The organism is Gilvimarinus japonicus (assembly GCF_042847215.1).
Classification (GTDB): Bacteria; Pseudomonadota; Gammaproteobacteria; order Pseudomonadales; family Cellvibrionaceae; genus Gilvimarinus; species Gilvimarinus japonicus.
In genome coordinates, this window is record NZ_AP031500.1 from 1100500 (window position 1) to 1113554 (window position 13055).

Below are 13055 nucleotides of genomic sequence, written 5' to 3' on the forward strand. Positions count from 1 at the left end.
GGAGCACCGTGCGTGTACCGACAGCACTTTGGTCTGCGTGAGCAGCCGTTTTCACTCACGCCGGACACCGAGTTTTATTTTAACCACAAAAGCCACCGCGAGGTATTGGGCACTATTTTATTGGCACTGCGTCACGCCGAGGGCTTTGTTAAAGTGGTCGGCGAAGTGGGCACCGGTAAAACGTTGCTTAGCCGTAAGTTGCTGGATGCCTTAGACGCGCAATACCTCACCGCTTATATTCCCAATCCGTATTTAAGCCCCGACGAGCTAAAGTGGTTTTTGGCCGAAGAGATTGGTGTCGAAACCGAGGACAAACCCGCCCATAAACTATTGGCGGACATTAACCAGCGTTTGATCGAGCTGGCACTTGCGAAACGCCAAGTGGTGTTGATTGTCGATGAAGCGCAGGCTATGCCACGCGAGACGCTTGAAGCTCTGCGCCTATTAACCAATCTCGAAACCCGCAAACGCAAATTACTGCAGGTGGTACTTTTAGGCCAGCCCGAGTTAGACGAGATGCTTGAGCGGGCCGACTTACGCCAACTTAAACAGCGAATTGTTTTTGCCGAGTACCTTCAGGCGATTCCGTCGGCAAATGTCGCTGCCTATGTTGACTCTAGGTTAGCCGTGGCGGGATACACCGGCGCGCCGTTGTTTACCCGAGCCGCGGTGCGATTGCTTGCTAAAGCCTCTGGTGGTGTACCGCGTCTACTGAACGTTGTGAGCCATAAAGCGTTAATGGCCGCCTATGGCGAAGGTGCACGACAGGTGGCGCGCGCGCATATGGCGCGTGCGGTGCTCGACACTTCAGAGTCGCGACCGGCGGGACGCCGCGCCGCACGCCGTGTATGGTTGTGGCTAATGGTGGGCGCGGGAGCCGCCTTATTGCTGACTGGCGTTGTTTACTGGGGTTTGCAGTAGTGAGCTTGGTTAACGATATGCTGCGCGATTTGGATGCGCGACAGCCTCAACCGTCGCACAACAGCGATCATTTGCCCAGTGGGCTAAGCCGCCGGCCGTCGCGAGGGGCGTGGCGACTTGTGTTACTCGGTTTTTTTGCTGTGTCGCTACTGGCGGTTTTGGGCTATTGGTATTTGTCCGCCAAGTCGTTATTGGCCGAGCGCGCGCCCGAAAAAACGGTCTTAGCCGCGCAGCCTGAGCCAGCCCTTGATATGAGCCTTGTCGCTACGCCCTCGCTGGGCCGCGAGGAGCACGCGGCAACAGCGCGAACAGCGCCGTCGAGTGTGGCCTCAGGGCAGCTTACAGAGCTGAGCCAAAGCTTGCGTTTGGCACAAGCTGCATTGGTGGCAGGACAACTCACGACACCAATTGACGCCAGTGCTTATTGGTACTATCAAAAAGCACTACAGCTCGATCCCGATAACCGCGAAGCGCGCGCGGGCATCGAACAAATTGCCGCGCGTTACTTAGAGCGTGCCCGACGCGCGCAGAACCGTGGCGATTACGCCCGGGCACTCGAGCTGTTGGATCGAGCGCTGGCGGTAAGTCCCGATAATGCGACAGCACAGGCACTGCTTGGCGAGCTTCAAGTCGAAGGTGCCGCAAGTGCCCCCGTGGTTGCTAACAATGCGCCCGCCAAGCCGGCGAAGTCACTTGCCCCGCCAGTGCGGCCGGCCAGTGAAAATAACCCAGTGCATGATAGCGTTGCCGCTGAGTCTACCGATACAGAAATGGCGGGGCAGGACACCGGGGTGAGCACGAGCTGGGCGACCCGCGACCGACAAACCCAGCGCGATGCTGAGCGGTTAGTGAGCCGCTCGCAGCCGGGACGCGCGCAGCAATTACTTAGCGCGTTTATCGCCGAGGCGAGCACAGAGAGCTTTAGTGCACCGCAATCACGGCGCTATTTACAGTCTTTGCTGTTGCGCGCTTCAGAATTTACCGCCGCTGAAAATTTAATAGTGCCCACGCTTAGCGCGCGCGATAAGCATTACCTGCAAGCGCGCTTGTACGAGCACCGTGGTGAGTTAACAAAAGCACTGCAAATACTCGAGCAAGGTTACGCCAGCGCTGAGAGCGATGAAGCGTACCGTGCGCTTACCGCGTCACTGTATCAAAATACCGGCAACTATAGTGCGGCCGAAAGTCATTACCGTCGCTTGCTAGAGGTGTTTGGCCCGCGGGCGCGCTATTGGTTGGGATTGGCGTTAGCACTCGATCAGCAGCAGCGTTACCAACCCGCCAGTGTCGCTTATCGTCGCGCCCGGGAGGCGAGCGACGCCACCGCCGTGATCGTTAAGTTTGCCGATCAACGCCTGATTCAAATTGCTATGTGAGAGCTGTTATGAGCCCAACTGCCCCTAAAAAAATTCGCTTAGGTGATCTGCTGGTCAGTCAACAAATGATCAGCCAAGCCCAGCTTGAGCATGCGCTACAAGAGCAAAAATTAACAGGCCGAAAATTGGGCCACACACTTATTGAGCTAGGCTTTGTCGATGAGACCGAGCTGCTAACGCTGCTCTCCGATCAGCTGGAAATTCCGTTTATCGATTTAAAGCAGTTTCGATTTGATCCCGAGTTGGTTCGGCGTCTGCCCGAAATGACGGCGCGGCGCTACCGGGTAATGTTGCTGCGCGAAGACGCCGACGGCCTGCTACTGGGGATGGCTGACCCAACCGATATATTTGGTTTAGACGATATTCAGGCGCAAGTCGACAAGCCGTTAAAACCCGCGGTGCTGCGCGAGGCTGATTTACTGGATGTGTTAGATTTAGTCTACACCCGAGCTAGCGAGATCGCCTCCCTAGCGGGTGAGCTGGACGATGAGCTGCAAGAGAGCGCGATGGACTTGGCCGATGTCGCCGATGCGGTGGGCGACTCGGATGCGCCAGTGGTTAAGCTGCTGCAAAAGATCTTTGAAGAGGCCATTAATGCGCGCGCATCGGACGTGCACATCGAACCGGATGAAACCGTGTTGCGTATTCGCAACCGAATTGACGGCGTGCTACTAGAGCAGGTAATGAACGAAAAACGCATCGCCTCGGCGCTGGTGGTGCGTTTAAAGTTGATGTCGGGTTTGGATATATCGGAAAAACGTATTCCGCAAGACGGCCGTTTTAACCTGAAAGTATCCGGGCGCAACATCGACGTGCGTTTGTCGACCATGCCGGTGCAGTTTGGCGAATCGGTGGTAATGCGCTTGCTTGACCATACCGACGGTGTACTGCCTCTCGATAAAGTAGGGATGCCGCCGGAGATGATGGCGCGCTTTCGCCATATTATTACCCGCCCGCACGGTTTGGTGTTGGTCACCGGGCCGACCGGCTCTGGTAAAACCACTACGCTTTACGGCGCTTTGTCCGAGCTTAATCAACCCGAGAGTAAAATTATCACCGTAGAAGATCCGGTGGAGTACCGCCTGCCGCGCATCAACCAAGTGCAATTACACGAGCGTATAGGTTTAACCTTTAATAGCGTACTGCGCGCGGCATTGCGGCAAGACCCGGACATTTTGCTGGTGGGCGAGATTCGCGATGCCGAGTCGGCCGAGATCGCTTTGCGCGCCTCTATGACGGGCCACATGGTGCTGTCGACGCTGCACACCAATGATGCAATCACCTCGGCTATGCGGTTAATTGATATAGGCGCCGATGGTTATTTGGTCGCGACGGCGCTAAAAGCCATTGTTGCACAACGCTTGGTGCGCAAAATTTGCAGCAGCTGCACACAGGACTACCAGCCCGACGCTAACGAGCGACAACTGATTGCCTCGCTGAGTGCGCGGTGCGATGCGACGGGAGTACAGTTTAAAGTGGGCACCGGCTGTCCGCATTGCCACAACACCGGTTACCGTGGTCGCATAGGGGTGTTTGAGATGCTCGAGATTAACTCGGCGATGGCCGAGGCACTGCGCATCAATGATATTAGCGCGTTTGGCCGGGCCGCCAGCAACAGTGCGCGGTTTGCGCCCCTAAGCGAGGCCGCGTTTGGCTATGCCATAAAAGGCGTGACCACCCTTGAAGAGGTTATGCGCATCAGCGCGCAAGTGGATGACGAGGCCCCGGGAAGCGCCCTGGCCGGTGTAGCGGCGGGTGCTGCCGACGCAAGCGAGCAAGATCATGCCGGTATTTGAATACAATGGCCGAGACGGTAAAGGCCGGGCGGTAAGCGGCCAGCTGGAAGCGGGTTCGCCCGAGTTGGCGGCGGGTACGCTCGCAGGGCGGGGCGTAACGCCAACGCATATTGCCGAGTACCACGCCAAAAAAGATCCGCTGCAATGGCTCGGGGTACTCAATCAACAGAGCAAAGTAAAGCTGCCCGATTTAATTGTGTTTTGCCGGCAAATGTACACCATTACCAAAGCTGGTATTCCATTAGTTAAGGGCATTCGCTCGCTGGCGGCATCGCTTAAGCACTACACATTGCAAGCCACCCTTAATGACATTGCCGATCGGTTAGAAACCGGCCTGGAGCTTTCCGTGGCAATGCGCGCTCACCCTAAAGTGTTTAGTCCGCTGTTTATCTCGCTGGTATCCGTGGGCGAGAACAGTGGTCGGCTCGATCTAACCTTTATGCAGTTGGCCGAGTACATGGAGCGTGACTTGCTCACCTCGCGAAATATTCGTCAGGCTTTGCGCTACCCGACATTCGTTATTATCGCGTTGGTGCTGGCTATGGCGATTATCAACATTAAAGTGATTCCCGCTTTTGCCGGAATGTTTAGTAAATTTGGTGCGCAGCTGCCGTTGCCCACACGCATACTCATTGGCGTCTCGGATTTTTTTGTCGCCTATTGGCCACTTATGTTAGTAGCAATTATCGCTGTATCTATCGCTGTATGGCGCTATGTTAAAACCCCGGCCGGGGCCAAGTTATGGGGCAGAAAAAAGCTAAGCTTGCCTATTATTGGCGACGTGATCGAGCGAGCGTCTATGGCGCGTTACTCTCGCTCGTTTGCGCTAATGTTGGATGCCGGTATGCCGTTAACCACGGCGCTGGACTTGTGTGCCAAAGTCATCGATAACGCTTATTTGGCTGAAAAAATTAATGGTATTCGCAGTGGTGTTGAGCGCGGAGAGAGCTTGTATCAAACTCATTTAATGAGCGGCATGTTCACACCTTTGGTATTGCAGATGATCGCCGTAGGTGAAGAGAGTGGTCAAGTTGACACTTTATTGGCGGAGGTGGCGGGTTTCTATGAGCGTGAAGTCGATTACGATGTGAAAAAACTGTCAGATAAAATTGAGCCATTACTGATTGTGATTATGGCCGGTTTTGTTTTGGTACTGGCGCTCGGCATCTTCCTCCCCATGTGGGAGATGTACAACATCCAAAAATGATGATGTATGGAGGCCGTAACCGGCAGCGAGGCCTAACCCGCTATGAGTTTTTGTGGGTTAGCATCGTGTTTGGCGTACTGCTAGCGCTGGCCCTTGGCTATTATCAGCGCCTAGCGGCGGAGTCCCAGCGCTTTACACTACAGTTGCAGGCGCGTAATTTTGCCCAAGCCGCCACAGTGGTCCGAGCCTTTTGGCAGCTAAAAGCAAAGCCTGCCGATACGGTTGAGCTAGATGGCTTTGTCTACCGGGTTAATAAACGCGGCTGGCCCCTAGACGCCCACCCAGTAGCCCCTGGCGCAGGGGCGCTCGGTGGTCCTAAGCGCTGCGAAAGGTTGCTATTTTCGTTGATTATTGCGCCAGAGTCTGCCACAGTAAATTCAGGGAGCGGCACTAACATTAGTGCCAAGCCCGATACCGAAGGGGGTTGTCGCTTCTACGGCGCAGGCGCCAGTAAGGCTCTATACTATGAGTATAGCGCTCGTGATGGGGGCGTGACTCAGGTGTTTGCAAATTAGCCGACACCGTCTAAGGTTTGGCTGCTACCGCTCGGCAAATCAAGCGGTTAAAGTGATTGGCGTGAAACTTGTATGCTGTTATAAGTAAGTGGCTGTATCGCCAAGATATTGGCGGCCCACAACCGTTACAGGGACGACTCAAATACTTTTGGTGCGCTTGGCGTGGGAAGCGGCGAAGCGAACTAACTTTAAACAACCGGCGCAAAGCCGGTTAGCATAACTGGAGAGACACTATGAAAAACCAACAAAGTGGTTTTACCCTGATCGAGCTGATTGCGGTTATTGTTATTTTGGGCATTTTGGCGGCTGTCGCGGTGCCACGTTTTGTGGATTTATCAGATGCGGCTGAAGAGGCTGCTGTTGAAGGTATCGCCGGAGCATTGGCTAGTGCTTCAGCACTGAATCACGCTAATAATATTGCGGAAGACGCTGGCCTCACTGTGACAACGGCTGTGGCGACTATCGAGAATTGTACGGATGTGGGTAGTAAGTTACTTGAGCCGGAATTGGATACCGATAAGTACACGATTACCGACCTAGATATTACCGCAGGTACGCCAGCAACATGTACTGTGACAAGCGAGAATGATTCCACTAAATCTGCTGAGTTCGTGGGCTATGCCACTGCCCCTAACCCTTAATGAATAATTGCGATATATGCTTAATCGAGGACGTGGCTTTACATTAATTGAGCTGATCGCCATTATCGTTATCCTTGGCGTGATCGGGATAACGGTTAGCTCGCGTTTTACCGATAGCGACATTGCCTCTGTACAAACAAGCCGCGACGATCTCGTCGCGGCTTTATTTTTTGCCCAACAAAAAGCTATGGCGCAGTCGGATATTACGTTGGCGGTAAGCGCCGGTGGGGTTGATGTGCAACAGGCTGGCAGTTCAATAAGGCTACACAAAGATGCCTACCCATTAATGTTTGTTAATGGTGTCAGCGTGTCCCCAAGCCAAAGCTACACTTACAATAAGCTCGGTCAAATCACCAACTTAGCCGCAACTGCTCAGTTAACGGTACAAAAGGGAGGCACCTCGGCGGTGGTAACCGTTGAGCCCAGCGGCTATGCGTATTAACTCCCCGCTATTTCACTCTCTTAACCGTCGCGTTAGTCGCGGTGTCTCGCTGATCGAATTGATTGTTTTTATCGTTGTCATCTCCGTCGTTCTTGGCGGATTACTTGGGGTGTATCAGTTTTCGGTGGTTAACAGCGCGGACCCAGTTAAACGCTTAAAAATGTTGCAGTACGCTCAGGCGCGTTTGGATGCGGTTATGGCGCTGCGATACGACGAGAACACTCCCTCCGGTGGCGTACCTGCCTGTGATTCAGCGGGTGCATTACCTTGCAACAATACCACCGAAACCGATTATGACGATGTGGACGATTACCATGATGTTACAGATTGGCCAGACTCAAGCTCAGCATTTTATAGCCGCGCTGTAGCGGTAGAGTTGACCAGCTTAAATGGCTTGCCGGCTAAATTAATACAGGTAACCGTTACCACCACCGATGGCGAATCACTAACGTTAGCCGGTTACCGGGTGAACTTTTAATGCGACACTCACCGGTGGCAAAAGGTTTTACCCTTATCGAGCTGATCACCGTTATTGTGATTGTGGGCATACTGGCGGTAATTGGTACACAGTTTATTGTCAGTAGCGCCGAATCTTACGACACCACGCAAAAGCGTGCACGGATAGTAAACACCGGTCGTCAAGCGTTAGAGCGAATGTCTCGCGAGTTGCGTGGCGCTTTACCCTATAGCATACGCACGAGAAACGGTGGTAGCTGTTTAGAGTTTGTGCCTATTGTGCACAGTGGATTTTATAATGACCTGTTAGGCGCGGGTAGCCTTAGCCCATTGGCTGTGGCCGACTTAACCGACACTATAAACTGGCAAACCGGTCAGCCATTAACCGAGAGCGGGGCAGAATCTCTAGTGATTGCCGCTTTAAGTAAGGACGAAATTTATGGTGCCGCAGCCACTGCGCGGGCCAATGTGGGCACTATAGAGGCCACAGCCGTTAGCTACAGCCAGCATCAATGGCTGAGAAACTCCAACGCCAAGCGCTACTTTTTGGTGAGCAAGCCAAGCGCTTTTTGCATAAGCACTGACAAGTTAGTGTATTTAAAAAATATTGCTTGGGATGCAGAGACTTTATCGTTAAATGAAGCCCACTCAATTATTGCGAGTGTTGACGACGTCGAAAAATTGGACGACGTCAAAATATTCGACTTAGGGTTCGAGACACACACAAACCGCTCGTTGGTGACTTTTTCAATACCTTTTTCTGCGGGTGGTGAGTCGGTAATAATGACGCAGCAAGTGGCGGTGCGTAATGTCCCTTAAGGCTAAAGTGTTTACACTCGTCATCAGTAAAAATCGCCAACGCGGTTTTTTATTGCCGGTGGCTGTTTTTATTTTAGTGGTCATGAGTGTTGCCGCCATTGCTCTGTGGCGTTCTACCATCCAGTCAAGTAACTCCACTGTCCAAGAGCTGATTAGCACTCAGGCACTATACGCCGCCGAAAGTGGCGCCCAAGCGGGAGTGGGTCAAATATTTACGGGTGCCGATCGTGATGCTGTAAATGCCCAGTGCGATGCCTTAAATCTGACGTTAAACTATTCTGTATTAGGCTTACGGCAGTGTTCGGCTCGGGTGAGTTGCAGTTTCATTTTGAGCCCGCCGAGCCCTAATGATACGGGTAGCGTGTACGTAATTGATAGTGTAGGTACTTGTGGGACTAGCATAACGGCTGAGCGCACGGTGCGGGTTGATGCCTACTTGGGCGAGGAGGAATAAACATGGCTGCCTCTCGTCGTTCAGTTTATGTGTTTTTGTGTACCTTGTTTTTGTTCGCATTGTCGTCACCGGCGTGGAGCGTGTCTTGCGCTGCTGTATTTACCAATGGTTGGCAAACTAACACCAGTGGCGGACAAATTGGGGCGGGTTATCAAGCGCTGGTTACCGGTGGTAGTAACATTATCGACTCTCCTAATTTAAGTGTGCAAAATCCGCCGGGCCAGCCAAGTTGTGGCGGTGGGACGTGCACGATAAGTGGTAATCCCGCAGCGCCAGCGCCAGTAACCTTTATAACAGGCACCGCCAGTAATGGCGCTATATCTGTGGGCTATCAAGGGAGTGCATCACGAGCTGAAGGCGACTATGGCAATGTCACCTTAGAGAACCAATCGCAATTTACTTTTACTACCAACAACGGTACTTACTACACAAAGACTTTTGTGGCTAGGGACAGAGCTACCCTTAACTTAGCGCCGGGTAGTTACTGGGTTGATGGAAATTTATCGCTGGCTAACGATGTTGTTGTCAGAAGGCAAGGTGGCTCGGGCACTGTTCGGTTGTTTGTTAAAGGCAATGTTACGATTAATTTTGCAGCGAGCTTTGCAAATTTTTCAGCGGGTGATTTGCTGATATACGCCACGGGAAACGTGAGCCTGCAAACTCGTTTAAATATTCCCGCATTTGTTTATGCCGTTGGTAGTGTGCAAACTAATAATTATCAGGGGCAATTAACGGGTGCTATGTCGGGGGCGCAGTTAACGATTGGCCAAGAGCATCGCGTTAACTTTGCCGGTGGTGTGTTAAATAGTGTTGACTTTGCGCCTTTCTGCGGACAAATAAACCCGCCCGCCGTACTTCAGGCAAACTGGCGTTTTGATGAGTTTAGTTGGCAAGGCAATGCCGGTGAGGTATTAGATTCTAGTGTTAATAATCGTCACGGAACGGCCTCTGGCGATGCCAGCACATTACAGGATAACCCTGCTGTTGCCGGTGACCCGGGCACTTGTCGCTACGGCACTTTAGATGGCAATGGTGACTACGTCACCGTGGCGGGTTTATCTAACACGCTAAACGATAGCGCAAGTTTGGCGTTTTGGATTAAAACCACCCAGACAGGGGATGACGTCGGCTGGCGTGCGCCCGGTATTACTGGCGTTGAAGTGGCGGGCGGTTCTGATGATATCTTTTGGGGCTGGTTAGATAGCTCGGGGCGAATTGGCCTATCAGTTGGTAACACTTATAACACGAAGTCCAACTTATCGATTAATAATGGCACTTGGCGACATGTAGCGCTAACGCGTAACGCCGCGTCTGGTGATTACAAAATTTATATCGACGGCGCATTGGATTCAAGTGGTGCAGGCCCGACCGGAATCATTGGCACCGCTTACAATCGGTTGGGGCGCATCGAAGATACCGGTGGCACGCCAGTGGATTTTGCCGGCCAGCTTGATGAGGTGTACTTGTATAGCGGTGTGCTCACTGATACCGAGGTAAGTGAGTTAAGAAATAGAACTCATCCGTGCCCCGGTGAAGTTTGCCCGACTGATGATGGTGAGCCTCGGGGGGGGCTGTTGGGGGACTATTACAATACTCGCGATTTTTCTGGCGCATTGGCCGGGCGCCGTGTTGATGCCCCTATCGACTTTAATTGGACGGATGGCCCGCCAGGCGTTAACGGTGTTACACAAGATCAATTCTCGGTGAGGTGGAATGGCTCTATTCGAGCCACAGAGACGGGCGCTTATCGATTTCAGACTGCATCGGATGATGGGGTTAGATTGTGGGTCGACAACCAATTGGTGATTAATCGTTGGAATGATCATGCCGTAACCACTGACACCAGTAATGCGGTTAATCTCGAGGCCGGCGGTGTCTATCCGGTGCGAATGGAATTTTACGAAAATGGCGGTTTGGCCGAAATTCGCCTGCGTTGGCGTACCCCGTCATCTAGCAATTATGTGCCTATTCCCGCGGGTGCTGACGCTCCCAGTTTAACCTCGGGCCTTTATTACTGTGGCACCGATCAGGTCGCTTATTATGAAATTGCTCATGCTGGGCGCGGCCTGACTTGTGAGGCTGAGCCTATTACAATCACAGCGTTTGATAGCACAGGTACGCCGGTTGCACCACAAGCCGGTACGAACTTAAGTTTAGGCACCTCTCCGGCAACCGGCGTTTGGCCGGAGGGAGAAGTTTATATTTTTAACGGCACTGAATCGCAAATTATACGTTATTTACGACAAGATCAGCCGGCCACTTTGAACATTAATGTTTACGATGGATTAGCCAGCGAATCTGCCGCGGCAGACCCTGATATCGAATTTTCTGATGTCGGTTTAAAGTTTTACCAAAGCCAAGGGCTGGAGCCTGTTGCCAACCAAGTTGCTGGCACTGCCGACCCGAACCCAGTGTTGCGAGTGGTGCAAACGGATGATGATTCCGGCGCTTGTGTTACGCGGGTACAAAATCGCTCCCTTGATGTCGCTTTGGGTTTTGAGTGTGTAAACCCCAGCAATTGCGTTGCTGGGCAAGCGCTTACTCTTGCTGGAGTGAGCGTTGGTGCTAACGCACAGGGCGCAAGTGGCAATTTGACGGCCGTTAACCTAGGTTTTGCTGCAGACGGGTTTGCCGCTATCCCCCTTATGTACACGGATGTTGGGGAAGTGCGTTTGCATGGCACGCTAACGTTGCCGGAGGATGGTAATAACCCTGCGATTACGGTGACAGGCGCGAGTAATTCTTTTGTGGTTAAGCCGTACACCTTGGCAGTTAGCGACGTAAGCCGAGCAGATGCAACCGCAAACCCCAAAACGCAATCGACAGGCGAGGGTTTTGTGGCGGCCGGCGAGGCTTTTTCTGTGACGGTAGAAGCACGCAATAGCTTGGGCAATGTCACCCCAAACTTTGGTAATGAATCTACGCCGCAGAAGCCGGTGCTAGACGAGGCAGATTTAACGCTGCAATACCCTTCAGGCGGTTCGAAAGGTACTTTAAGTGGCACGGGTGCCTTCACCAAAGTGAGCGGCAATAGTGGCCAGTTTAACAATATCTCACTGCGCTGGAGTGAGGTGGGTAGCTTTACCATTGAGCCGCGACTCAATGGTAATAAATACTTAAGCGCGGGCGATATTGTCGCGCCAACCTCCAGTGAAACGGTTGGACGCTTTTACCCTGAGCGGTATGTGTTGACCTCTACTGTGGAGGATAGCTGTTCAGTATTTTCTTATATGGACGAGCCGGCAATTACTCTTAACTTTGAGTTGCAAGCGCAAAGTGTCAGCGGTGGAATCGTCAGTAATTATGATACATTGCGGGAGTACGATACCGCCGGTGTTCAGCTCCAGTACGAGCAGGCTGGTAAATGTTTGCGGGAAGACGACGAGTGCATTTACGATCGGCTGGTGTCAGATGCCGGTGATTGGGTGGAGGGAAAACGCACCGTGGCGCAAAGTAACGTGATGTTTAAGCGAGACAGTGTTCCGGAAGCGCCATTGTACGAGCTGCAGCTTGCGCTGAAGCTGACTAATATGCCCGATGATCGGCCTCTAATGCGTCAGATAGATATTCTGGACTCGCCGCCAATGTACGTTACGGCTTTGGATGTAGATCCCCCAAACCTAGGTGACTGTAATGCGCCTGAAACGCCACCCTGCACGGCGGCCGCTCTCGGGGAGCCGCTTCGGTTATTGTATGGCCGCCTAAGCTTGCGAGATGCTTATGGGCCTGAAGCGCTTAAACTGCCTGTTGATATGAGAGCTCAGTATTACAACGGGAGTCGTTGGGTTACCAACACTAATGATAGCTGCACAGGTATTTGGGGTGACGATATTACCTATCACGAGAATACCGCTTGTGATGACTCTGGCACGAGTATCGCCGTTAGCTTAAATACACCGGTGGGCAATTCCACAGGTGTGTACGGCGACTACGAATCCAATGTTGTTAGCTTGATTGGAGGTGATGCTGAACATAGCTTTACTCCGTCCGGAGTTGCTGGCCAATTTTGCGAGAAAATCAACCTCACTAGTAAACCGTGGTTGCAGTACAATTGGGACGATGATGAAGACACTAAGGACGATATAGTGACCGGCCGCTACCAATTTGGCTCTTACCGCGGCCACGATCGCATTATCTACTGGCGCGAAGTTTTAGAATAACTCCATCAAGGCCCCCTCCGGGGCTTTTCAGTCAGCGGTACAGCCCTGCACCGCGATAGAACCTGTGGCGGTGCGCCGCTTATTATTCCCCCGATACTCGTTGGCCTGCCTTTTGCTCTTTACCTAGTTAACCAGAAAATTCCTTTAAATAGAGTGGGTTGTTGCGTCATGCGGGTGCATGGTTACGCAGCTTTGCACTCAAATGGTGTTTGGTGGTGTGCAAGCAGGTGAGCTTTAGTGGTGCGCCTGTTGCGGCAACCTCACAGGG

11 protein-coding genes are annotated in these 13055 nt (G+C 52.5%); all 11 read left to right on the plus strand.

Features of this window, described 5'->3' with window-relative positions:
- The first annotated feature begins 12 nt into the window (after nt 1-12).
- Nucleotides 13-921 carry an ExeA family protein gene (locus ACGHAD_RS04700; RefSeq protein ID WP_382413473.1) on the plus strand — a complete coding sequence of 303 codons (909 nt, stop codon included), beginning with the start codon at nt 13-15 and terminating at the stop codon, nt 919-921.
- Nucleotides 921-2297: a tetratricopeptide repeat protein gene (locus tag ACGHAD_RS04705; protein WP_382413471.1), complete on the plus strand. Its 1377-nt coding sequence runs from the start codon at nt 921-923 to the stop codon at nt 2295-2297. The genes ACGHAD_RS04700 and ACGHAD_RS04705 overlap by 1 nt, the downstream gene beginning before the upstream one ends.
- Before the next feature lie 8 nt (nt 2298-2305).
- A complete protein-coding gene (locus ACGHAD_RS04710) occupies nt 2306-4093 on the plus strand; it encodes a GspE/PulE family protein (protein ID WP_339617576.1) in 1788 nt (595 codons plus the stop codon).
- Complete coding sequence (locus tag ACGHAD_RS04715; protein WP_339617575.1) at nt 4080-5300, plus strand: type II secretion system F family protein; 1221 nt, start codon at nt 4080-4082, stop codon at nt 5298-5300. The genes ACGHAD_RS04710 and ACGHAD_RS04715 overlap by 14 nt, the downstream gene beginning before the upstream one ends.
- A complete protein-coding gene (locus ACGHAD_RS04720) occupies nt 5297-5815 on the plus strand; it encodes a hypothetical protein (protein ID WP_382413468.1) in 519 nt (172 codons plus the stop codon). Before ACGHAD_RS04715 ends, ACGHAD_RS04720 begins: the two co-directional genes overlap by 4 nt.
- A gap of 233 nt (nt 5816-6048) precedes the next feature.
- The gene (locus ACGHAD_RS04725; protein WP_382413466.1) at nt 6049-6456 is read left to right on the plus strand and encodes a type II secretion system protein; all 408 of its coding nucleotides are present in this window, start codon (nt 6049-6051) and stop codon (nt 6454-6456) included.
- 16 nt (nt 6457-6472) lie between these two features.
- A complete protein-coding gene (locus tag ACGHAD_RS04730; protein ID WP_382413464.1) occupies nt 6473-6898 on the plus strand; it encodes a prepilin-type N-terminal cleavage/methylation domain-containing protein in 426 nt (141 codons plus the stop codon).
- Nucleotides 6888-7376 (plus strand): prepilin-type N-terminal cleavage/methylation domain-containing protein, encoded by a 489-nt coding sequence (locus ACGHAD_RS04735; RefSeq protein ID WP_382413462.1) that lies wholly within the window; start codon nt 6888-6890, stop codon nt 7374-7376. Before ACGHAD_RS04730 ends, ACGHAD_RS04735 begins: the two co-directional genes overlap by 11 nt.
- The gene (locus ACGHAD_RS04740; RefSeq protein WP_382413460.1) at nt 7376-8173 is read left to right on the plus strand and encodes a type II secretion system protein J; all 798 of its coding nucleotides are present in this window, start codon (nt 7376-7378) and stop codon (nt 8171-8173) included. The genes ACGHAD_RS04735 and ACGHAD_RS04740 overlap by 1 nt, the downstream gene beginning before the upstream one ends.
- Nucleotides 8163-8627, plus strand: coding sequence for an MSHA biogenesis protein MshP (locus ACGHAD_RS04745; RefSeq protein ID WP_382413458.1), 465 nt, complete (start codon nt 8163-8165; stop codon nt 8625-8627). The genes ACGHAD_RS04740 and ACGHAD_RS04745 overlap by 11 nt, the downstream gene beginning before the upstream one ends.
- Before the next feature lie 2 nt (nt 8628-8629).
- Nucleotides 8630-12787, plus strand: coding sequence for a DUF6701 domain-containing protein (locus ACGHAD_RS04750; protein ID WP_382413456.1), 4158 nt, complete (start codon nt 8630-8632; stop codon nt 12785-12787).
- The last annotated feature ends 268 nt before the right edge of the window (nt 12788-13055 follow it).